The sequence below is a fragment of the Pirellulales bacterium genome, assembly GCA_035656635.1.
Taxonomy (GTDB): domain Bacteria; phylum Planctomycetota; class Planctomycetia; order Pirellulales; family JADZDJ01; genus DATJYL01.
This window is the reverse complement of the sequence record DASRSD010000127.1, coordinates 1-21,999: the sequence shown is the minus strand read 5'-3', so window position 1 is coordinate 21,999 and position 21,999 is coordinate 1. Positions and strand designations below refer to the sequence as shown.

Here is a 21,999-nt window from a genome sequence, read left to right as displayed (position 1 = left end):
AATCGGGAAAATGGGGCGGAATTATTGCGATGGGCTGCAAAATGTGTCAATGCAAATCCTTCCACACCCGTTAAACTGGGACATTGTGCTGGCAAACCCGTGCCGTTCTCACCCCATCACCCGCTCACCTCCACACCTTCGCACCCCTCGCTTCCGCACCATTGGCCATTCCCGTGCTCGATACGCAAGCCCTGCTGGCAAACACGTTCCTGGCTTATGCGGAGCATCACCCGCTGCTCGATAGCACGCAATCGCGCGCCCGGGCGGTGGCCGAGGAGGAAGCGGCCGGAAAACGTGCCCTGCCCGCTTTAATTGTCGCCGATGTGCAAACCGCCGGCCGCGGTCGGGCAAACAACCGCTGGTATACCGGCGAGGGAAGTTTGGCGTTCAGCCTGCTGGTCGATCCGGCGCAATTCGGCTTCGAGCGCCGCAAGGTGCCGCGGCTTTCTTTGGCTGCCGGCGTGGCCATCGTCGATGCTTTGGCTGGGCGCCTGGCCGAACATTCGCTGGGTTTGCACTGGCCCAACGACGTGTTCGTCCGCGATAAAAAGCTGGCGGGAATTCTGGTTGAAGTGTTGCCCTCGGGCCGCCACATCATTGGCGTCGGCCTAAACACGAACAATTCCAGCGACGATGCGCCGCCGGAATTACGAAATTCCATTGCCACGCTGCGTGATCTGACGGGCCGGCTGCACGATCACACCGAATTGCTGCTGGCCATTTTGGAAAATCTGGAGGCGGCGCTCGTTCAGCTCAGCCAGCCGCTGGAAACGCTCGGCCAGCGTTTTGATTTGCTCTGTCTGCAGCGCGGCGAAACGCTGACCGTATATCAGGGCCAGCAAACTATCACCGGCCGCTGTGTGGGCATTGCCCCCGATGGCGCGCTGTTGCTCGACACGCCCGATGGCCGGCGCGAAATCACCAGCGGCACACTGCGTCCGCCGGCAGATTGGTGAGCGCACTCCGCTTCACGCCCCCCGTCACCTGCTCACCTGCTCAACCCATCACTTCTCCCTCCGCCGCGCCCCCACGCACACTTCCTGCCGGTTGTGATGCAATTGCCGGGCGCGAACTTGGCCGTAACCCCAATGGCGAATCCGATCGAGAAACTCGGGCAGCTGCTCGGCCAGTTTCCAATCCGACAATTTCAGCGTGAGCAACAGCCCTTGAATTTTCACTTCCGCGTGCGTCACGATCGCTTCGACCGTGTCCAGGGTGTAACTAGGAGCCACGTTAATATCTGCCACCAAATATTTCACTTTGCGGAATTCACGGCGGCGAATATCGGCCCCGCGCTTTTTCCAGTGCGTGAAATTGGGATTGGCCAGCACCCGCTCGTCCATTTCGGCCGGATCAATGCCGATCACTTTTACGTCGTGGCTTAACAAAGCTTGGCTAGCTCCGCCGGGAGCACTGCCGATTTCTGCCCACAAATCGTTCGCCCGCAGCGGCATTTTCGACCACGCCAGCGCTTCCTCCATTTTTAAGAATGCGCGCGAAACGGCATCCGCGGGCAATTCCAGCGGAAACATGCCGCCAGGCCAACGTGACGCAGTGGATGACGCCCGATGATAACCAATCCGCCATTGGCCGGGCTCGACAAGGACGCAATCCAGCACCAACTCCCCTGCCCTGGCCGTATTGGCTGGCGCGAAGCGTCGCCGCGTTTTCGCGATAGTTGCCAAACCGCCCGCAGATTGCGGTTGCGATAACTGATTGCAATCAACTGGTGCGGGGATCGTGTCTGCCGACTGACCACCGGCCGCCGACCACGGACCACCGCCTGCTGCTCGGATTGCCGCTTCGGCCTCGGCGGCCACTGGAGTCAAACTCGGTTCGTATCCGCGATAGCCTGGCTCGTGCAAATCGCGCTGCCAAACATGCAGTGCATCGAACTGGCGCGATTCAGCAAGCTTCCACACTTGCTGGGCGCGCTGTTCCACGGTTTCTCCTTCCGCTTTTCCCAACGAAAAACCGTGAGACCGGGCAAACACGCTGTGTAAATCAAAATCGTCGGGCAGGGCGGCCGCCGTCGGCACTTTGAACGTTGTAAAGCCCGGCCTCGAAAATGCAAAACGAAAGGCGGGCCATTTGCGCGAGATTTCCGCCTTCAAGGCAGGTTCCGCGCCGCATTGGCACGTGGCGAAAATAAAATGTTGTGTCGACATGCTCTCATTGTAACGCTTGGCCGCCATGAAAAAACGATTGCACGAAAAAAGCCCGAGGAATTTTCTCCCCGGGCTGCTGTGCGGCCGAATAGTTTACCCATTGGGCACAATTTATTTGGTGCCCGCCGGATGGCAGTAGCTCAGCGACAACAGCGCATAACTGGTGACCAAATTTCGGTCCCCTTCGTCAAACCGGCCGGCGGTGTTCACCCAGGAGCCATTGTCTAGCTGCCGCTTGGCCAATTCTTGCAACAGCTCGTTCTTCCACGCATGCTGCACGTCTTTGTCGTCGGTGAAATTATCACTCTTCAATTCGCTGAGCGCCTTGGCAAACGTGTGGTAATAGTAGTACAGACCGTTTTGATCCATCCCTGGGTTGTGCGACAAATCGTAATGCTTTTTCACCCAGTCGATGGCGGCTTTCACGCGCTCGTCTTGCGGCGAGAGGCCGGCGAAAATCATGCTCTTTAACCCGGCGTACGTCATCGAGCCGTAGCTGCGCAGGCCGCCGTCTTCCGATTTTCCGCCGGGCGCGCTTTGGCCGTCGTCGGCCGGAGTGTAATAAAATCCGCCGTCTTTGATTTTGCCAGCGAACGGGGTGGTGTTGTACTGGGTGTCCAAATTCTGGCAGCGCGACACAAACACCAATGCTCGCTGCACGGCCGCGTCGTTCGATTCGTCTCCGGCCGCTTGCAACGCATCGAGCAAGAAGCTGGTGTTCGATAAATCGGGCCGCGTTTTGCTCCGGCCATAACCGGCGCCGCCATATTGCATGGCCGATTCATCTACTTTTCCGTCGGCGCCCCATTGAATGCTTTTGATGTAGTTCTCCGCCTTCTTGATTGTGTCTTTGTAACGGCCGTCTTTGTTGGCGTCGGCAAAGCACATGATCGAAATGCTCGTTTCGTAATTCTGGATGGCCGAGCCTGGCTTGTAGATGCCGCCGTCCGGCTGAATAAAGCCTTCCAGGAATTTCAAGCTTTTGGCAATGGCCAGATCATCCGGCGAGCGGCCGCTGCGCAGTAGCGCATCGGCACAAATGGCTGTTACGGCCGGACTAATTTGGGCGCTGTAAGAGCCATCTTCCGCTTCGCCCTTTTTCAGCAAAAATTCGACGCCGCGATCGACGGTTTTTTGATACAGCTGCGAATCGAATTGCACAGCCGCCGATTTGGCATCGGCGGGGCTATCCGCAGCTTGGGCCCGGGCGGGGCTTAAAAAACTACACAGCAGCGTTAAACAACCCACTTGCGCTACCACACGGCAAAGCATCACGCGCATATCAACCTCCCAGAAAAAGAGACACAGCACTTTTTTGCCGCGTTTCGCACATCGCTGGGCGGCGATTTTGTTCGACGGTTAATTATACAACGCGCCGGGCGCTAGTCGATCACTGCTTTTCGGCCGGTTCTCACCCTACCTCATCCACCGAGAGAGGTTTTGGAACCAGTGCTAGTCGATGACGGCTAGAATGTCGTCTTCCGTCATAATCAGCAGCTTTTCGCCGTCGACTTCTACTTCCAGGCCCGAATACGAGGTAAATACTACCCGATCTCCCTCGCGAACCTGGCTGCCGATGTGGGTGCCGTCCTTGCGGCGCCGGCCATCGCCGACCGAAAGCACCCGCCCTTGCTGTGGTTTTTCCTGGGCACTATCGGGCAGTACAATCCCGCCGGCCGTTTTTTTCTCCCCTTCCATGCGTTTAATGACTACATGATTCCCCACTGGCTCCACGTTCATGCAACCGCACCTCCACAGGACATCGGTCTGGAAAAATCGCGGGCCAACACAGGGCCTCAAGAATTGCTGAGAGTCAGCCGCGATCAAACAACGCAGATTTTCGCATGGCCTGGGGCGCGTTGCAAGCGGGTGAAATGAGCCGCAAATCACGTCTGCCGCCCGACGATTTTGTCGCGGCAATTCCTGGCGGCGTTACTTCCATGCCAGGAAAAGCAACGCCACCAGCCAGGCTGCCAAGCAGAACGAAGCGAGCAGCAGAAACATTTTTTGCCACATGCGCGGAGCAGGCTGCGGCGGTTCAGGCGGATTTTTCTCTGGCGAGCTCGGGGATGCCGCGCGTGCACTGTGGGCCGCAACATCTTGCTGCCGATGCGACTTGCTCATGATCCCTCGGTCTGGGCCGGCGCTGGCGTAATTTTGAATTCGCGCACCAGCACCGTCTCGAAATCAAACACGTTCTCAAAATCCGAGCGGCTGTCCTGCTTGGTTTTGCGCATCTGCCCAATCTCGATTAAATTGAACACAATGTTTCCAATGTCGCCGGTGCTCTGCACGCCCCAACTATTGAGCACCGCCTTGGCCATCAGGCCGAATTGCTCCGAAGCATATTGGCGAATGGCCTCGCACAATTGCTGGCCGGTCATGTGCCGCTCAGTTTTTCCTTTGCGCTTGGCAGGGGAACCCTCTTTGCGCTTGGCGGCGGCCCCTTCTTTACGTTTTGCGGCGGGTTCTTCCTTGGGTTTCGCGGCCGGCTCCTCTTTATGCTTCGCCGTGGGTTCCTCTTTGCGCTTGGCGGGCGACTCCGATTCGTCTTCCTCGGTCGGCTGTTCCTGACCTAGGCCCATTTTTTCCTGGGCGTAATTGAGCGATTCGAACACAAACGCATAGGCCTCGAACTTGTAGCGCGTGTCCTGCTTTAGCAGCTTCGACAGCGGATGATTAGGATCGAGCATCGGCATAATGAGTAATATCTCTGACGCTTATCGGTGAAACTGCGGCGTCGTTGTGGTTGATCTTGGGAAACTTATTCTGTTTTACTTCTGATGGCGAATCATCGAAGCGGCGGCTCGCCGGCCCCGCCGGCTTCCGCATCCATTCCGTCGCCGGTTCCGCGCTTGAGCACCGTCAGCACGTCGGCCGCCGGAATCAACAACCGGCGATGATCTTCCGTTTCGACCAATAATTGCTGGGCTAAAATTTCGTGGGCCAAAATTCGCTGCCGGCCGCGCTGGGTCAGCACTTCCGAGCCGATGGGCGGCAACTCCTTCTGCAGTTGCTCGTATGTATCATATTCGTAACGGAGGCAACATTTAAGCCGCCCGCAGCGCCCGGAAATTTTCGTGGGATCCAGTGTGGCCTTTTGCAGCTTGGCCATTTTCATGGACACCGGCGGCATTTCGCTTAAATGCGTGTTGCAACACACCGGCTTGCCGCAATCGCCGTAATCGGCCAATAGCTTGGCTTCGTCGCGCACGCCAATTTGCCGCATTTCGATGCGGGTTTGAAACTCGCCCGCCAGTTGCTTCACCAGGTCGCGAAAATCGACCCGGTTTTCCGCCAGGTAGTATACCACGATGCGCTCGCCGCCGAAAATATGCTCGATGTCGATCAGCTCCATCGGCAGGCCGGAATTGACGACGTATTCCCGGCACTTCAAAAATTCGTCGCGCTGCTGGGCCAAAATGCGCGATTGCTCCATGGAATCGGCCGGGGTCATGGCCCGCAAAATTTGCCCTTGGGCAGGATTTTTCAATTCCTTGATGCTTTCCTCCGTGGCTTCGGTCAGCACCACGCTGCATTCCAATCCCCGATCGGTGCGCGTCATCACTTGCGAGCCGCGCGTAAACGCTTCCTCTCCCCGGGTGGTCATAATCCCGAGCAATCGCATCGAGCCGTAACGGACAATGTATTTGGGCATTTCGTAGTGGTGGCAAATGATGACGAGAACGATTCCAGTAGTTGTCTCGCGCGAATTGTTCTTGCCAGTATACCGAGTTAAACCCAGAGGAAAAGTTGAACTTTAACCCATACGACTACGGGAAAAACTGGCGATTACTACAACTCGATCGGCGTTCCGTACCTCAAATAGCGCAGACAACGGCGGCGATGTCAATTTCCAAAGCCCCTCAGAAACGTGTGTGGCGGCTTGTGTTGGTTGCTCGCACAGTAGCCGCTCAATCTCGTTCGCGGCTACCGTCACCGCGTTCGGATCAGAAGCATTTAGCCAGATGCCAAGGAGTTGCGATTGAACCTCCTCATCGCAAACGACAGTAAACTTCATGGCCGCTTCATATTTTGAAGTTCGGCAACAATCTCCTTCAACGGGCGTCGTGGCCCTGGCGTGCGAAGTCTGGCCTTTGCGGCCTCGATTTCTTCGGCCGAAAAATCCTGATCCAACGCGACGGGAGATAGATAACCTAAAAGCGTACCGCGCTGATTGCGCACTGGAATTTGCGTGACGGTTGAAACAACGACCTGTGCCTGGGCGTCGGACAAAATAAGCTCTGGCATGATAAAACTCCAATCGTTTTATTATACCCCGACCGACATATCGTTGCGAGAGTTCAATTTTTATGTCACTTCCGTCCACTGTCCTGTTTTGCCGCTGGTTAGCACGGCATCGCAAACTTTTTGTGTTTCCAGCGCTTCGCGGAATGTCGGGCTGGTCGGTTTGCCTTTGGATAGGCCGTCCAAAAAATCGGCCACTTGATGCACAAACGAATGCTCGTAGCCAATTTGTAGGCCCGGCACCCACCACTTGCTCATGTAGGGATGCTCGCTGTCGGTGACGTGAATGTTCCGCCAACCGCGCAGCGGGCCTTCATCGCGATGATCGAACCATTCCAGCCGATGCAGATCGTGCAGGTCCCATTTCAGGCTGCCGTGCTCGCCGTTGATTTCAAAAGTGTACAGTGCCTTGTGCCCCCGGGCGTAACGGGTCGATTCAAACAAGCCCAGCGAGCCGTTTCCAAATCGGCACAAAAACGCGCAGGCATCGTCAATGCCGACCGGCTGCACTTTGCCCGTCAAATTGTGCTTCCGCTCCTTGATAAACGTTTCCGTCATGGCACTGACTTTTTGGATGCCGCCGTTGAGCCACAACGCCGTGTCGATGCAGTGAGCCAGCAAATCGCCGGTGACGCCGCTGCCGGCGGCGGCCACATCGAGCCGCCACAAAGCTTGGCCCCCCTGCGGCAAATCGGCCGACATGGTCCAATCTTGCAGAAAGTTGGCGCGGTAGTGAAAAATGCGGCCGAGCTTGCCCGATTCGATCAGTTGCTTGGCAAACGTGACGGCCGGCACGCGGCGGTAGTTGTACCACACAGTATTGGGCACGCCGGCTTTTTCTACGGCAGCCACCATTTCGGCCCCTTCGGCGGCGTTCATCGCCAGCGGCTTTTCGCACAAAATCATTTTGCCTGCCGCCGCCGCGGCAACGGCAATTTCCTTGTGCAAATTGTTGGGCGTGCAAATATCGACGGCGTCAATATCTTTCCGCGCAATCAGCTTCCGCCAATCGGTTTCGACCGCTTCGTAACCCCACTGCTCGGCAAAGGTCCGGGCCTTTTTTTCATTGCGCGCACAAACCGCCTTCAGCATCGGTCGGTATTCCAGATCGAAAAAGTTGTTCACTTTCCGATAGGCATTGGAATGCGCCCGGCCCATAAAGCCGTAACCGATCATGCCGAGATTCAGAGGCTTAGTCATTGATCAACTACGCTTAATGAAAACGAACTATGACGGCAGTCGTTTCTCGACACGCCTGAGCAGATCATCAACCCGTCGAAGTGTATCTGCTCGATCTAATGGTTCGTCTTCTTCGTCAATGGCTTCATACCGAAATTGGACTGCGAATGGATAGAGGTCCACCAGAGACATAAGATCGGTGACATCTTCGCTTGATTGCTCTACGATATCGAGCAACGCATCAATGTCGTGAGATTTTGGATACCTCTTTCCCAGCATGGCGATCCAAGACTTGAGCCCTTTCTCAACCGCCTGCTGAGCGTGAAAGCCGAAAATAGCATCGTCGAACTGATCGACATCCCCCATTCCTTGAAGCGCTTTAAAATCACTTCGTGCCATTGCGATGAGTTTTTGAGCATGTTCCAAATCGCTCATGATCAGCTAACTCCGCTCATGCAAAACCCGGCCATCGTGCAGAGCTTCGGCAATTACATGATTGGTCGAATTCTTCCATTTGTCATATTCGCGCTGGTCGAAAATCAACAAATCAATTGGTATCCCAATTCGTGGAAGGCAACGGCGCGCTTGGCCAATAACGCGTCGTCGACTGCGGGCCGGTGAAAATCGATTGCTATCGACTACAAGCAAATCGATATCGGAATTCTGATTTGGCGTACCCCGAGCCTGCGAGCCAAAAAGGATGACACGAACCGGATTCAATTCCTTCACGAGCGAGCGAGTCAGTTCCTGAAGCTGCTGTTCGGTTGCTTTTCCCATCGAGGTCAAACCTTGTGATGACTGCACCCAAATCGCCATTAGAGGCTATTATATTTGAGCCACCCGTGAATCCTACATTATCCGCATTCGGATGTAAAACGCGATTGTCGAACGCAGAAATGGCTTACCACCCATTCGCCTCCCGCACCTTCACCATCACCTCCAAAATCGTATTCCACGTTTGCTGCGTTTCGAGCATAGCGTTGGGGAACATGCAGCCGTCCCAGCAAATGTGTTGGATCCCGCGCTGGGCGGCGTCTTTCAGCCAGTAGCCGGCGCACTTCACAATATCCAGCTTGCCGTTGGGATCGTCCGCCGGACAATGGCGGCCGGTTTTATCGTGGCTGCCTGTGCCATGTACGCTGCCGTCGTTTTGGGCGACGTGAAAATCAATCGTCCACGGCCGCAGCGAGCTGACCATTTTTTCGTAAGCGGGCCAGAACTCCGCCTCGCTGTGATTCGGCTTCACCAGCGCCTGCTCCGGCGCGTTGCAGCCCAGCAGATATAAATACGTGTGGGCCATGTCGGCCTGGAAGCCCACGACGTCGGGCATGTCGACGGCTTCCAGCAAATTCAGCATGTCGCGCCAACTGTGCATGCTGGCCCAGCAAATTTCCCCTTCGGCGGCCAAGCGCTCGCCAAAGTTTTTCGCGACTTTGGCCGCTTCGCGAAACGTGTCGGCAATTTTTTTGGTGTTCCTCTTCGGATCGGCGGCCCAGTGCGTGGGATTGTCGGCTGAATCAATGCGAATCACGCCGTATTTGCGCACGCCGTGTTGATTCAAAATCCGCGCAATCCGACAGGCCTTTTCTACCGCCAGCACAAACTTCTTTCGCGCCGCGGCATCTCCCATGGCCGAATCGCCCACCGTGCCCGGCCACACGGGCGCCACCAGCGAGCCCACGGCCAAACCCTTGGCGGCAATATGATCGGCCATGGCGCGAATGGCATCATCGCTGGCATCCGGATCCGTATGCGGATGAAACAGAAACAGATCGACGCCGTCGAATTTCTGTCCATTGACCGTGGCGGCGGCCGTCAGCTCCAACATGCGGTCCAAGCTAATCGGCGGATGATCGGTTCCCGCCTCCGTGCCGACCAACCCCGGCCACATGGCGTTGTGCAATTTGGGCAGCGTGTGCGTGGGCATAAAAGCCACTCCGTGTGTAAGAGTGCCGCATCGGTTTATTCAAAATCACTGCCGCACGTATGCTCCAACCTTCGGCAAATTGGAATGCACGTCGGGACCGAAATAGCGCAAGCCCACCAGCGGCTCGCTGCCAGTGTTTTCCACTTCCACACCGCGGGCCGCCGCTTCGTGGCTAATAAACACTTCGTCTTCGGTTTCTTCGCCAAAGCGAATCATCGCCGGTGTTTGCAAATTCAGCTTCCCCATTCGCCCCTGCCCTTGCACCGTAATCCAGCCGCTGGCGCCGGTATCTTTCAGCGTGCATTTGGCGCCGGGCTCCACGGTCAACTCCTTGGCGCTAAACCGTTGCACGCCGTCGATCGTGCCGTACACAATCCAGCGGTCATTAAATCCGGACCCCGATTTCGCGGCATCCACAATCGGCTCCAAATAATTGTGCTCCTTGAAGTGTGTATCCACATTTCGTTCCCAATCGAGCTCGCTGATGATGAAATCCAAATCGTGGTGCTTCTCTGGCGGCATGTCTTTCACCAGCAGCGACCACGGCACGTACCGCCCTTCCACAATCGATTGAAACATCCCAAACACGTCGCTCCCCCACTGCGGCTCATAAGTGCACAGCGAGCCTGGTGCATGCAGCACGCCGGGCGGAATCAGCCAGCCTGTGCCCCGCTTCAGCCGGTAGGCCCGCGATAAATCTAAAATGCCGTTGTCCCCCCGGTCCCAATTTTCCAGGCACTTTCGCACTTGGGCTTTCGCCGTGCCGGGCTCCAAGCCCATGAAGGTGTACGCAAAGTGGTTGTCGCAGTTGTTATATTGCGGGCAGAAATAATAACTTTCCGGCTTCCCTTCCTGGCCCACGAGTTTAGCGTGCTCGAAGCCCTGGTGCATGTGATGCGGAATCGGCCCCATGTTATCGAAGAATTTGGAGTACACCGGCCAGCGCTGGTATTTGTCGAACATCGCTTGGCCGATCAATCGCCTGCCGGCCTCTGCCACGGCATCGCGCAGAATGAATCGCTGCCCGCCAAACGCCGCGTAGCTTAAGCCTTCGTCGGGCAGGCGGTTTTCGTTGGCGGCTTCGGTGGTGCTGGCGAACCAGCGCTCGTCAATGCCGCCGCGCTGGGCCCCGTAAGCATACCAATCGTCGGGATGCAGTTTGATGCGCTTCCCGGGATGCAAAAAACTGCGCGGCACCCAAGTGGGCGTCAATCGCAGCAAGCCTTCGCCGGCATCCAGGGCCTGCTCGAGAATTTTTCCGACGTTGTCTTTCGAGACAATCTTGGAACGCACCATACACAGCACATCCCCCGCGACCCGCAGCGTAAAAAGAAACCGGCTTGCCGCTTTTGGCGCCGGCAATAAAACTCAAAGCGCTGTGCATTCTATCGGAGAATTCGGCCCGTTAAAATGGGCCGCGGGCCAGCCTAGCCGTTGCTAAATGCAGATTGGCGCCGGCGCAGGCCAATCGCGATTGCGTCAGCAAATTGCCCTGCCCTATTCGCCCAGCGTAAAACTTCTGACGCGCCCCAAAAAGCTGGGCGGTTTCAATGCTTGGGCCTTGTCCGCTACGGATTTTGCACCCAGAGGTCCGCGCACTTTTTTAGCTCCGGGCAGTTCCAGCCAATTCGGCCGGGGAATGGCTGCCAGCGAATGCTCCAGCCGATCCAAATGCCCATGTCGCAGCAATAAGAAATTCGATTTCGGCGCACGGGCGTGAATGCACTTGCCGTCGAGCAAATTCGTGAACTGAAATTTACCTGCCGACGGCGGCGTGGCGTTTGCCGCTTTGGAATCCATGCGCCAGGCCTTCCCCTGCGGCGTCAGAGTGAAACCAGCGCTGGTCGATGCGGATTCTGTGGCGCTCCCTGGTGGACGCATCCGCCATAACGACACCATTTCGTCGGCATCGACCGCGCCGCCGCAGTGAATCATCAAGTACTCGCCGCTGGCTTGCCGTGCTTGCTTGGCCACCGCGGCCGCCCAACCCAAGGGCGTGGCATGGCTCGTGACATTCACTTGCGGATAATCGCGGGCCAGCTCGTAGGCCACTTCGCAAGTGGCGTCGGTGGAGCCGTCATCGATAATGAGCACCTCAAACCGGCTGGTCAATTCCGGCAAGGTGTCCAGTAATTTTTGCATGCTCGCTTGGAGCATGTCTTGGGCGTTATGGACCGACAGCAGCACGCTCAGCGACGGTTTCAAACGAACCCCCTGCCAATGCAAAATGTGCCGCTAAGCCGTCCCCGCTTGCGGCGCCGCCTGGGAAATCTTTGCGCTATCCTGCGCAACAGCAAGCCGCACTTAAAATCGGATGTTTTCCGGGCCGACTATAGAAACCGCCCACGCTTTATAGTGGTGAATAGAAACCCTGTGGCGCACAAAATGCCGACCGGTCCAAACTTTCGGGCGCTGCCAGCCAAGCCAGGCCGCACGGGGCGGAATTCCAGCTCGCAGCCCCCGCAAGGCCGGAAAGTTCTGTATAAACGCTATGCTCCCGTCTCGGGCGGTCGTTTATAATCAAAGTTATGCAGGCCGAAAGTTGCACCCTAGCAGTAGGCATCGGGAAGTTGGCCGGCGGCATCTACGGAGATTTCGAATGAAGGCGTTTTCCAGCGGCAGTGGCGTCGTTTCCCATGTTTCTCGATGGATTATGCTGGCGGCCTTCGTCGGCTGGTCGTCGGCGTTTGTGGCCGCGCACTTCACTGCCCAGACCACGGCCATCGCCCGGGCTGCCGACAACGCCACCGATAGCAAAACCAGCGATGATAAATCCAGCAGTGATAAATCGAGCGACGATAAATCGAGCAAAGATAAATCGGCCGATCACGACAAATCGGACGAAGCCGCGCCGTCCGAAAGCATCCGCGTTCCCACCGATCCGGCCGAGCTGGCCGCCCGGCGAAAGCTGGAAGATGAAGATTACGAATTCTACAGATCGCTGGCCGAGACCATCGACCAGGTGGAACGCAACTATGTAAAGCCCATCGACCGCCGCGAGCTGATGGAAGCTGCCATTAAAGGCGTGCTGAGCAAGCTCGATCCGTATTCCAGCTACATCAGCCCCGACGAAATCAACAGCTTCCGCACCACGGTCGAAAGCCAGTTCGGCGGCATCGGCATTCAAATCACTCCCGACGAAGGGCAAATTAAAGTCAGCACGCCGCTAGTGGGCACGCCGGCCTACAAAGCGGGCGTGATGGCCGGCGATCATATTGTGCGGATCGAAGGGGAATCGATCCACGGCCTGAGCTTGGACGACGTCGTTCGCCGGCTGAAGGGGGAAGTGGGCACGTCGGTTTCGTTCACCGTGCGGCACAGTAGCGGCAAGGAAGAAATGTTCAACGTGCAGCGCGAAATCATCCACCTCGATACCGTGCTGGGCGAATCGCGCCAAACGGACGATTCCTGGAACTTCATGCTCGATTCCGATCAGCACATCGGCTACATCCGCATAACCGCCTTCAGCCGCGACACCGCCGCCGATTTGAAAAAAGCCCTCGAAACCTTGAAGCAGCAAAAAATGCGCGGCCTGATTCTCGATTTGCGCTTTAACCCCGGCGGCCTGCTCACATCGGCCATTGAGGTTTGCAATATGTTCATCAGCGAAGGCCGCATTGTCAGCACCAAGGGCCGCAACACGCCGGAGCGCGTATGGGATGCCACCCCGGCCAGCAAGTTCGAAGGCTTTCCCATGGTCATTCTGGTGAACGGCAACAGCGCCAGCGCCAGCGAAATTGTTTCCGCCTGCTTGCAAGATCACAACCGCGCCGTGATTATCGGCGAGCGCACCTGGGGCAAAGGGAGCGTTCAAAACGTCATCGATTTGGAAGATGGCAAAAGCGCGCTGAAGCTGACCACCGCCACCTACACGCGCCCTAACGGCCACAACATTCACCGCTTTCCCGATTCCAAGGAAACCGACGAATGGGGCGTTAAGCCCAACGACGGGCTGGAAGTGCGGCTTTCTTCCTCCGAAACCGACGGGCTGATTCTGGCCCTCCGCCAGCGCGATATTGTGCCCGGCAAAATCCACGAAGAAAAACCGAAGCAACTGGCCGCCGTGGCGGAGCATGCCTCTGCCGACAGCCACCCGAGCGAAGCGGCCGCGGCCGACGAGCCTGCCGCGAAAAAATCGGAGAAGACCAGCCACAGCGAAAAATCCGATAAGTCCAGCGGCTCTGAAAAGCCGGAGCACGCCACCAAAAGTTCCTCGGCCGAGGAGCCAGCAGGCAAATCGGGCGCAGCCTCAAGCGCCGGCACAACGCCGGGCAGCGCGGCCAAAGAGAAGCCCTCGTCGGCCGGCAGTGCCGATGCGAAATCGTCTGCCGGCAATGCCGAAGCGAAATCCACGCCCGCCATCCACACGTTCAAATTCACCGACCGCCAACTGCAAAAAGCGCTTGAGTATCTTTCCACTGAAATGGCCCGTGCCCAGTAAGCTTTCTCACAAAGCCGGGCAGGGTATTCCCGGCCGGGGCCGAATCGCCCGAATGGCATTGCCGAGTGCTAAAGTTGCGATTGAAAAATGTTTTGCCTATACTAGGCGTCAAGGGGCAGTTGCTTTGGGAAATGTCAGATGGCGTTCTCCACACGTCGGCATTCCTGTTGCTTGCTTTGCTTGATCGGCGTGCTGCTCGGCACTCGGCAAACGGCGCAAGCGCTAACCTTCAATCTCACTTTTGACGCCAGCACCGCCGCCGCGCCGGCCAATTTCTTCACGGCCTTCGATACCGCCATCCAGTTTTACGAAACGACCTTTGACGATCCCATCGCCATGAACCTGCAAGTCGGCTGGGGAGAGGTTGCAGGCCAGAGTCTCCCGTCCGGATTTCTCGGCGAAAGCTCGGCCATTCAACCCGGTTTTTTTACTTTTACCAATGTAAAATCCGCCCTGGTCAATGACGCCAAGTCTTCCTCCGACCTGCTCTCGGTTGCCAACCTGCCGGCTTCCGATCCGACCAATGGCGGAACGTTCAAACTGTCCCGAGCTAATTCCAGGGCCTTGGGATTCATGGCCGGGAATGGGGCCGGCCTGGATGGCTCGGTCGGTTTCAATAGCGCGGACCCCTTCACCTTCGATCCCAACAATCGGGCTGTTCCCGGCAAAGTCGATTTTATCGGCGTCGCTGAACATGAAATCAGCGAAGTGATGGGTCGGTTCGGCCTCGTCTCGGGAAATCATACGCCGCTGGATCTGTTCCGCTATTCCCCGAATGGCACGCTGGATTTAACACCGGAAAACGGCGCCTACTTCTCAATTAACGGTGGTGCCGCCGCAATCAATACTTTCAACGGCACCGGTGGCGGCGACCTAAGCGACTGGGCTGGCGCAACCTTGGACGCTTACAATGCCACCCTCCCCACGGGCGTCGAATATCCTATTTCACCCGGCGACATTACCACGATGGATGTCATCGGTTACGACCTGTTATTGCCCGGCGATCTCAATCACGATGGCCATGTAGATGCCGCCGATATTCCGGTCCTGCTGCAAGCGCTTGTCGATCCAGCCGCCTTTAAAACGAATCATGATTTAATCGACGCTGCATTCACAAAACTTGCCGATCTCAACGGCGACGGCATCGTGACAAATACCGACATTCAAGCCTTGCTTAATTTGTTGCTCAGTGGCCACGGTTCAGCAGATCCTGTTCCCGAGCCGAACACATTCCTGCTCGCCATCCTGATTGCACTTGTTGTGCGCCCAAGGCGTACAACTGCAAAAAGCGCTCGAGCATCTTTCCGCTGAATTGGCCCGTGCCCAGTAAGCTTTCTCCCAAAGCCGGGCATGGTATGCCCGGTAGTTCCGCCAACCGCTCCCCTGGCGTTCTTCTTTCTCCCTCTCCCTTGATGGGAGAGGGCCGGGGTGAGGGTGCTTCGATTTAGCCGCTGGACTCTGCCCGGCAATTTGCGCCCGCGCGCTAATCCATTGCCGTTACAACCCGGTAAAACCAGAGGCTGGAACCGCCACAGCCAGTGATGCCGCACTCCGCCACGCACTAATCAAACGTGCGGAAAGCGATTATCTTGTTGGAGAAAAAACCGGCCTTGGACAATCTGTTATTTACCGATTCAAGATTGGCAAGGGGATCTCATTCGCCAATGCTGCGAAACTTGCAAGCTACCTTGGCTTAACCTTGCGAGAGCGCCCGGTCGCATAAACCTTCTAACCTCAAAGCTTTCTTGTCACATTCGCAACTGCACCCTAACCCAAACCCTCGCCGGCACGAAGAAGACACCCTCACCCGACTGACACAGTCGGGCTATCTGCAATTGTGCCACCCCCCAGTAAAACAGGGGGCTAAAAGAACGTTCCTGCTTTCCTGGCTTCCTCATAAAAACTGCTCGTTCTGTATCTCCATGTTCTCGCCGCGAAAAAATCTTCCGAAAATTGGGCCACTCGTTTGGTAAAATGTGCGGGCCAGAACAGCCGAGTGGCTAGGGGCTAGTGACTGGTGGCTAGTGGTTAGCGGCTAGAGCTGGGGAACTAGGGACGAGGTTTTGGTGGCTGATTGCAATTGTGCACTACCTTCCTCACCCGCTCACCTCCTCACCTCCTCACCTACTCACCTCCTCACCTGCTCACCCCATCACACACTAACTCCTAACCACTAACCACTCCCGACAACAATCAATCGAAAATGCTTAATCTCGAACCCAAACTCGACGCATTCTGTCACCAGCAAGCGGATGACCATCTGCTAATTCGCCGCACCGGCGAGTTTGCGCCCCAGACAAACAAGCGCGGTTTTGGCGCGAAAATAAAAAATCGGAAAAAACCGTACCGTGCTCCGCCCTCTAACCTCTACTCTCCACCCCCCTACCCTCTACTCCCTAACCCTAACCGCCATGCCCATTCTTGTTCTGGAAACTACTTGTGATGAAACGGCGGCGGCGGTGATTGCCGATCCGCTGGCGGTGCTTTCGTCGGTGGTGGCGTCGCAGGACGATTTGCACCGGCGATTCGGCGGCGTGGTGCCGGAGATTGCTTCCCGTGCCCACATGGAGCGAATTCTGCCGGTCATTGATGAAACGCTCCGCCGGGCCGGTATTGGCGTGCAAGATTTGGATGCCGTGGCGGTGGCCAACACGCCGGGTTTGGCCGGCTCGCTATTGGTGGGGCTGGCCGCGGCCAAGGCGCTGTGCGTGGCCATCGGCAAGCCGCTGGTGGCGGTCAATCACTTGCAAGCCCACATTTACGCCTGCCGCGTGGCGGGCGCGGAGAACTTGTTTCCGTGCGTGGGCCTGATCGTCAGCGGCGGCCACACGAGTTTGTATCGCTGCACCAGTGCGATCGATTTCACGCTCCTGGGAGGCACTACCGACGATGCCGCCGGCGAAGCGTTCGATAAAGTCGCCACATTCTTGGGGCTGCCTTACCCGGGCGGGCCGTCGATCCAGAAAGCCGCCGCCGCGGGAAGCCGCAACGCATATTCCTTTCCGCGGGCGTTTTTGCGGGATCGTGATCGGCTGGCGTTTAGCTTTAGCGGGTTGAAAACGGCGGTGCGGTATCAAATTTTTCCGCCCGGCACAGTGCAGCCGGTGGAAGAGCGTGTGGATTTGACTGAGCAAGTTGTTGCCGATTTGGCGGCGAGTTTTCAAGAAGCGGTGGTCGATTGTTTGGTCGATAAATCGCTTCTGGCTTTGGAAAAAACCGGACTGACCACCTTGGCGGTGGGGGGCGGCGTGGCGGCCAACCTGCGCTTGCGCGAACGGCTGCAAGAGGCGTGCCGAAAATCTGGCATAACGTTGCACATTGCTCCGCCCGCGCTGTGCACCGACAACGCCGTAATGGGCGCCATTGCCTGGGAGCGGCTGAAGGCCGGATTAATTGAGCCGCTAACTTTGGACATTCAACCAGGATTGGTGCGCTGATGGACGGAAAAACCAAGCCCGCGATGGGGATTAAAATGCCCACCAAGTTGATCAACTTGCGGCGTGCGTGGCGGCAAATCTGCGATAACTTGCCGGGGGCGCAAAAACTTGCTTGGCCCCCCATTCGTATGCTACATTGGTCCCTAATCGAACCGCTGTTCGGCGGCACCAAGACCGGTTCAAAAGACAGTTCTTTACTATCAACCCGTGGAGATTGTGCGATGTCAACTCGCGATGACGTTTCCTATCGACGTGGTGTGGTTTCCGCTACCTTGGCGGCGGCGGTTCTATTCGTTGCTGCTTCCAGACTTGCGGCGGTTGACCTGCGTAATTTCAATGGGGACGCAAAGTTCATTTTGCGCGGTCAGGAAACGACGGGGTCCGTGATTTACATCGATTCGAGCGTCGTGAAGGTCAGTTACGGAAAAGGCTCTGTCCCGAGTGAATACAAGCCCGGCCGCGATATTACCGAAGTGCGGATGAATGACGACAAGTTAACCTTCAACCGCAAGACGCACCTCTGGGACAGCGCTGTGGAGGCACAGGCAAAACTGAACGGCCGCGTCCGGTTTCTGAACAACTCCAAGCAGCCCATCAAGGTGTGGGTCACAAGTTATAAGAATGGCATCGGGGAGGAGGCAGAGATTGATCAATTGCGCGATCCGAAAGCTAATACTTGGCGGGTCGAAGTTGCCTCCGGCGACTCCAAATATTTCAGCCCCGGCGGACAGCAATTGATGACCTCGATGCTTAAGTACGACGTGGAAACCAACGACGGGAAAACACACCAGTTGAAAGAGCGCAGCCCAGGCTTGCCTCCGGGGGGCGAATTTGAAGTGTCCGTTGAAGACAAAGACTTACACAAGCCGGTGCTCGTTCAGTTGGTGAGTTTCAAATTCAATCAGGGCGATTGGTCCTTGGAGCGCCTGGAAAAGAAGTACAACGATAATCACGACAGGAAGACCGAATCAAAAAGCGATTCCGTGAATGAGCACGCCCAAGTGGGAACCGGCTATGGTTATGGCTACGGATATGCGGGAGCGCCCTATGCGCCAGGATATGGAAACGGGTACGGCGCGCCGGGCTATGCCGAACACGATAAAGATACGCATCACTCCGAGCGATCTTCCAAAGAGCAAGTAAAAGCTGATGGTAAAAGCGAATCGAATAAATTTAACCATACCAGTTCGAACGCCGGCCAAATTATCGCGGTGCTGAACAATCCCACGGATAAAAAGCTTGCGGTGACTGCTAAATACACGGTTCGATATATTGACCGTACCAACCCAGAAGGAAAGCTTGCAAACAGGTCCGACAGCAACACGATTATCGTTACGCCCAACGACAAGGATAGGCAATGGGTTATTCCTATCGTCGGAACAGATTCGACCACGGAAGGAACGATAACCGAGTGGGATATTTCCACCGAGCCGGCACCCTACGAGCCCAACTCCTCCAAGTGACGGACCGCGGCGCCGTGTGGCACGGAATGAACCTTGCGGTTGGCCGTGGAATTCATAGAATGACGGTCCGGTGGCGTCGCACAGTATGACGCCGGTTCACCGAAGGTTGCCAATTCAATTCAGAGTTGCCTGGATGCAATGATTGCAGCGGCGAAGCACGACATGTTGTGCGACGCCACTGGCGTTCGGAATGGTTTGCCATCGCTGGAGAGGTGGCTGAGTGGTCGAAAGCGCCGGTTTGCTAAATCGGTGTGGGTGTCACAGCCCACCATGGGTTCGAATCCCATCCTCTCCGTTTTTGAGTTTTACTGTTCAGGCGATTTTCGTTTCCTTCGGGAAATTCAACACTTCGTGTGACGGGGTGAGACGCCGTACTACCCGAAATCGTTCCTGACTGCAGCGCTTTTTGCAGCGCTTCTTCAAACCCAGATTGTCCAGATTTGCCAATTGCCCGTGCGAAGTGATCGGGAGTGACTTGGTTGTAGTGCTTATCTGCAATTTTGGGCGAGTTGCCTAACCAAGCGCAAACGACGTGGGGCGGAAAATTCTCAGCCAGTTCGGTTTGACGGCTCGACCGCAAATTGTGGAACAGTCGCGGCCACGGCTTCAAGCCTGCTCGTTTGACGATCCTTTGGAATGTCGTTCGCAAATTGCAATTTCGCCATCCGTGGAGACCAATCGACCCTCTGCGAAATTTTGGATTGTCAACCAAATACTCGGATTGAGGGTCCACCTCAAGCGCCCGCGCGAATTCGGCTCGCAGCTCCGGGAACAACGGAATGATGCGAGATGCTTTGCCGGCATGGTGTTCTGTTTTAGGACTCGGGACCGTGACGATTTTTTCGACCCAGTCAATATGGCTCCATTTGATGGAAAGAACTTCGCTTGGCGTTCTGAGGCCCGCCAATCGCGCCAGGGCAATTATCATTCGCCAATCTTGATCGGGCGCGGCTTCCAAAAGTTTGGCAGTATCTTGTGGGCTGACAAAGTGCTTACGGTCTGCCATTGTCTTGACGATTTTGACTTTGGCGAACGGGTTTTTGGAGATTAGCTCGTGATCGACAGAGTAAATGAAAATCTTGTTGGCAAACTGCAATCGTTTACTGATCGTGTACGGTGCTAGACCATCCCTTAGCATTTTGCTTTTGTAATCTTGCGCATCGCCCGCAGTGACTTGATTGAGTCGCCTATCAGCGCCCAAGAAATCAACCAAGCCCCGTTTGCCTTGCCCCCAAATCTCTTTCGTAGCGGGCTTCACGTCGCCACGCTTAGCGATGTAATCGTCCATAAATTTTGAAATCAACGGCGCTTCAATTGGCTCCGGGTCCAGTTCCGAGATACGCGGTGCAGCCAATCCGACCGCGACCAGCTTCGTGTAGAACGTGTCGGGACGGTCGGCAAGCCAGCGTGCGGTTTCCACCTTTAGGTCCGTTCCCGCGATTTTGGCTATGTTCAACTCGGCAATCTTGGTGCGAATCATTTCCGCATCTTGCATGGAAAGTTTTCCAAGCCGCAAGGATTTGCGCTTTCCAGCCCCATTGATGAACTGGATGATCTTAAAACCGCCCTTCAATTGAGAGATGCTTGCCATGTGTTTCCCCTTGTTTGCGAGTACATTTCAATTGACCATCTCTGACCATCTCCCCTAAAATTGAGCCAGAGGTTGTGAGAGAATCCTGACGGGCCAAGTCGCCCGGAAAGGATTCTTTTATGAAGCAGCAGCGTCACAGTGTGGAGCAGATTATTGCCAAATTACGTCGAGCGGACGTGGAGCTGGGCAAACAGCGGAAGGTTCCTGAAGTTTGCAAGCTGTTGGAGATCACGGAGCAGACCTATTATCGTTGGCGGCAGAAGTACGGCGGGATGGCACCGACGATGGCCAAGGAGATGAAAGCTCTCCAGCAGGAGAATGCGCGGTTGAAGAAGTTGGTGGCGAACCAGGCCTTGGACATGGAGATTCTGCGGGAGGCCGCCCGCCCAAACTGGTGAGCCCCGAACGACGCAGACGGATGGTGACTGAGGTCCGTCGTCGTTTGGGGCCAAATCGGTTTCTGAGCGAAGAGCCTGCCGGGTGCTGCGTCAACCCCGCGGCACGCAACGTTACCAGGCTCGCCGAGCGGAAGACGAGCCGCAACTTCTGGGTGTCATGCGTCGTTTGACGGGACAACGTCCGCGTTTCGGTTGCCCTCGCATTCATGAACTGTTGTTAGCCAATGGGTGGCAAGTGAACCACAAACGAATTCATCGACTGTGGAAACAGGAGTCCTTTCAAGTGCCGAGCAAGCAGCATCGTCGACGCCGGTTACCTGGCAGCAGTGAGAACAGCTGTATTCGACACCGATCCCAGCGGATCAATCACGTCTGGTCGTACGATTTCCTGGTGGATCGCACGGAAGATGGCCGCCAGTTGAAGTTCTTGGCGGTGATCGACGAGTACACCCGAGAGTGCTTGGCCTTGGAGGCGTCACGCTCCTTCACGGCCCAGAATGTGGTCGAGAATTTGCAGTATCTGTTCGCAGTGCGTGGTCGGCCGGAACATTTGCGGAGTGACAACGGACCGGAGTTTGTGGCTCAAGCCGTTCGAAGATGGCTGGCTCAGGCCGATGTGAAGACCCTGTTCATTGCCAAGGGCAGTCCTTGGGAGAACGGTTACGTGGAGAGCTTCAACGGCAAGCTCCGCGATGAGCTGTTGAACCGGGAGCTATTCCTGAGCTTGAACGAGGCACGGTGGGTGATCGATCGTTGGCGCTTGGACTACAATCACCGCCGTATTCATAGTGCGTTGGATTACCAGACCCCCGCGGCCTTCGCCGCCGCGTGTGCTGCTTCCGCTCCGGCTACGCCTGCGCTACAGCAGCACACGCAAACCACTAACCCTGATTCTCTCACTGACCCTGGTACAAAGATTGGGGGATAGTCAAGGGACTGTCCGCCATAATCTGGATCGAGCCCTCAGTATTACTGGTTAGCTTTGACAACTGCGAACGAAGTTGACTTAGAGCGTCTAACAAAATGACCTAGGGCATATTGTTTGGGTGAATTACAGTAGTAGCAGCACAAGGAGGTGCTGTCATGGCGAAACCAATTTTGGATGATGCACTGTGGACGTTAATCGAGCCTGTATTACCGCCGCCCA

Annotated in this window: 19 protein-coding genes, 1 tRNA gene and 1 pseudogene; 7 read left to right on the top strand and 14 right to left on the bottom strand. The window is 56.3% G+C overall.

Annotation, left to right across the window (positions count from 1 at the left end):
* The first annotated feature begins 173 nt into the window (after positions 1 to 173).
* Positions 174 to 956, top strand: coding sequence for a biotin--[acetyl-CoA-carboxylase] ligase (locus tag VFE46_11960; protein HZZ28707.1), 783 nt, complete (start codon positions 174 to 176; stop codon positions 954 to 956).
* A gap of 48 nt (positions 957 to 1,004) precedes the next feature.
* Here VFE46_11960 and VFE46_11955 read toward each other — a convergent pair whose 3' ends face one another.
* The 14 genes from VFE46_11955 to VFE46_11890 form a co-directional block, all read right to left on the bottom strand.
* Positions 1,005 to 2,168 carry an SAM-dependent methyltransferase gene (locus VFE46_11955; GenBank protein HZZ28706.1) on the bottom strand — a complete coding sequence of 388 codons (1,164 nt, stop codon included), beginning with the start codon at positions 2,166 to 2,168 and terminating at the stop codon, positions 1,005 to 1,007.
* Between the two features lie 111 nt (positions 2,169 to 2,279).
* Positions 2,280 to 3,449, bottom strand: coding sequence for a prenyltransferase/squalene oxidase repeat-containing protein (locus VFE46_11950; protein HZZ28705.1), 1,170 nt, complete (start codon positions 3,447 to 3,449; stop codon positions 2,280 to 2,282).
* 171 nt (positions 3,450 to 3,620) lie between these two features.
* A complete protein-coding gene (locus VFE46_11945) occupies positions 3,621 to 3,908 on the bottom strand; it encodes a co-chaperone GroES (protein HZZ28704.1) in 288 nt (95 codons plus the stop codon).
* A 192-nt stretch (positions 3,909 to 4,100) separates the two neighbouring features.
* Entirely contained in the window at positions 4,101 to 4,292 is a 192-nt protein-coding gene (locus VFE46_11940; protein ID HZZ28703.1) for a hypothetical protein, read from the bottom strand.
* Complete coding sequence (locus VFE46_11935; protein ID HZZ28702.1) at positions 4,289 to 4,861, bottom strand: Minf_1886 family protein; 573 nt, start codon at positions 4,859 to 4,861, stop codon at positions 4,289 to 4,291. Before VFE46_11935 ends, VFE46_11940 begins: the two co-directional genes overlap by 4 nt.
* Before the next feature lie 98 nt (positions 4,862 to 4,959).
* Complete coding sequence (gene ricT / locus VFE46_11930) at positions 4,960 to 5,826, bottom strand: regulatory iron-sulfur-containing complex subunit RicT (protein HZZ28701.1); 867 nt, start codon at positions 5,824 to 5,826, stop codon at positions 4,960 to 4,962.
* A 102-nt stretch (positions 5,827 to 5,928) separates the two neighbouring features.
* Positions 5,929 to 6,189, bottom strand: a complete 261-nt coding sequence (locus VFE46_11925; GenBank protein ID HZZ28700.1) for a hypothetical protein — start codon at positions 6,187 to 6,189, stop codon at positions 5,929 to 5,931.
* The gene (locus VFE46_11920) at positions 6,186 to 6,419 is read right to left on the bottom strand and encodes a hypothetical protein (protein ID HZZ28699.1); all 234 of its coding nucleotides are present in this window, start codon (positions 6,417 to 6,419) and stop codon (positions 6,186 to 6,188) included. Before VFE46_11920 ends, VFE46_11925 begins: the two co-directional genes overlap by 4 nt.
* Positions 6,420 to 6,479: 60 nt before the next feature.
* Positions 6,480 to 7,616, bottom strand: coding sequence for a Gfo/Idh/MocA family oxidoreductase (locus VFE46_11915; protein ID HZZ28698.1), 1,137 nt, complete (start codon positions 7,614 to 7,616; stop codon positions 6,480 to 6,482).
* Between the two features lie 27 nt (positions 7,617 to 7,643).
* On the bottom strand, positions 7,644 to 8,030 hold the full coding sequence (locus VFE46_11910; GenBank protein ID HZZ28697.1) for a HEPN domain-containing protein: 387 nt from the start codon (positions 8,028 to 8,030) through the stop codon (positions 7,644 to 7,646).
* Positions 8,031 to 8,036: 6 nt separating this feature from the next.
* Positions 8,037 to 8,372 (bottom strand): nucleotidyltransferase domain-containing protein, encoded by a 336-nt coding sequence (locus VFE46_11905; GenBank protein HZZ28696.1) that lies wholly within the window; start codon positions 8,370 to 8,372, stop codon positions 8,037 to 8,039.
* Positions 8,373 to 8,496: 124 nt separating this feature from the next.
* Positions 8,497 to 9,522 (bottom strand): TIM barrel protein, encoded by a 1,026-nt coding sequence (locus tag VFE46_11900; protein HZZ28695.1) that lies wholly within the window; start codon positions 9,520 to 9,522, stop codon positions 8,497 to 8,499.
* Positions 9,523 to 9,567: 45 nt separating this feature from the next.
* Positions 9,568 to 10,818 carry a hypothetical protein gene (locus VFE46_11895; protein HZZ28694.1) on the bottom strand — a complete coding sequence of 417 codons (1,251 nt, stop codon included), beginning with the start codon at positions 10,816 to 10,818 and terminating at the stop codon, positions 9,568 to 9,570.
* 201 nt (positions 10,819 to 11,019) lie between these two features.
* Positions 11,020 to 11,727 carry a glycosyltransferase family 2 protein gene (locus VFE46_11890; GenBank protein HZZ28693.1) on the bottom strand — a complete coding sequence of 236 codons (708 nt, stop codon included), beginning with the start codon at positions 11,725 to 11,727 and terminating at the stop codon, positions 11,020 to 11,022.
* Between the two features lie 394 nt (positions 11,728 to 12,121).
* Between VFE46_11890 and VFE46_11885 the strand changes: the two genes are divergently transcribed.
* The 6 genes and pseudogenes from VFE46_11885 (at position 12,122) to VFE46_11860 (ending at position 21,666) form a co-directional block, all read left to right on the top strand.
* Entirely contained in the window at positions 12,122 to 13,963 is a 1,842-nt protein-coding gene (locus tag VFE46_11885; GenBank protein HZZ28692.1) for a S41 family peptidase, read from the top strand.
* A gap of 138 nt (positions 13,964 to 14,101) precedes the next feature.
* Complete coding sequence (locus VFE46_11880; protein HZZ28691.1) at positions 14,102 to 15,274, top strand: NF038122 family metalloprotease; 1,173 nt, start codon at positions 14,102 to 14,104, stop codon at positions 15,272 to 15,274.
* Positions 15,275 to 16,374: 1,100 nt separating this feature from the next.
* Positions 16,375 to 17,400 carry a tRNA (adenosine(37)-N6)-threonylcarbamoyltransferase complex transferase subunit TsaD gene (gene tsaD, locus VFE46_11875; protein HZZ28690.1) on the top strand — a complete coding sequence of 342 codons (1,026 nt, stop codon included), beginning with the start codon at positions 16,375 to 16,377 and terminating at the stop codon, positions 17,398 to 17,400.
* A gap of 89 nt (positions 17,401 to 17,489) precedes the next feature.
* Entirely contained in the window at positions 17,490 to 18,863 is a 1,374-nt protein-coding gene (locus VFE46_11870) for a hypothetical protein (GenBank protein ID HZZ28689.1), read from the top strand.
* A 206-nt stretch (positions 18,864 to 19,069) separates the two neighbouring features.
* A tRNA-Ser gene (locus VFE46_11865) sits at positions 19,070 to 19,158 on the top strand.
* A 1,415-nt stretch (positions 19,159 to 20,573) separates the two neighbouring features.
* A pseudogene (locus VFE46_11860) lies at positions 20,574 to 21,666 on the top strand (IS3 family transposase).
* The last annotated feature ends 333 nt before the right edge of the window (positions 21,667 to 21,999 follow it).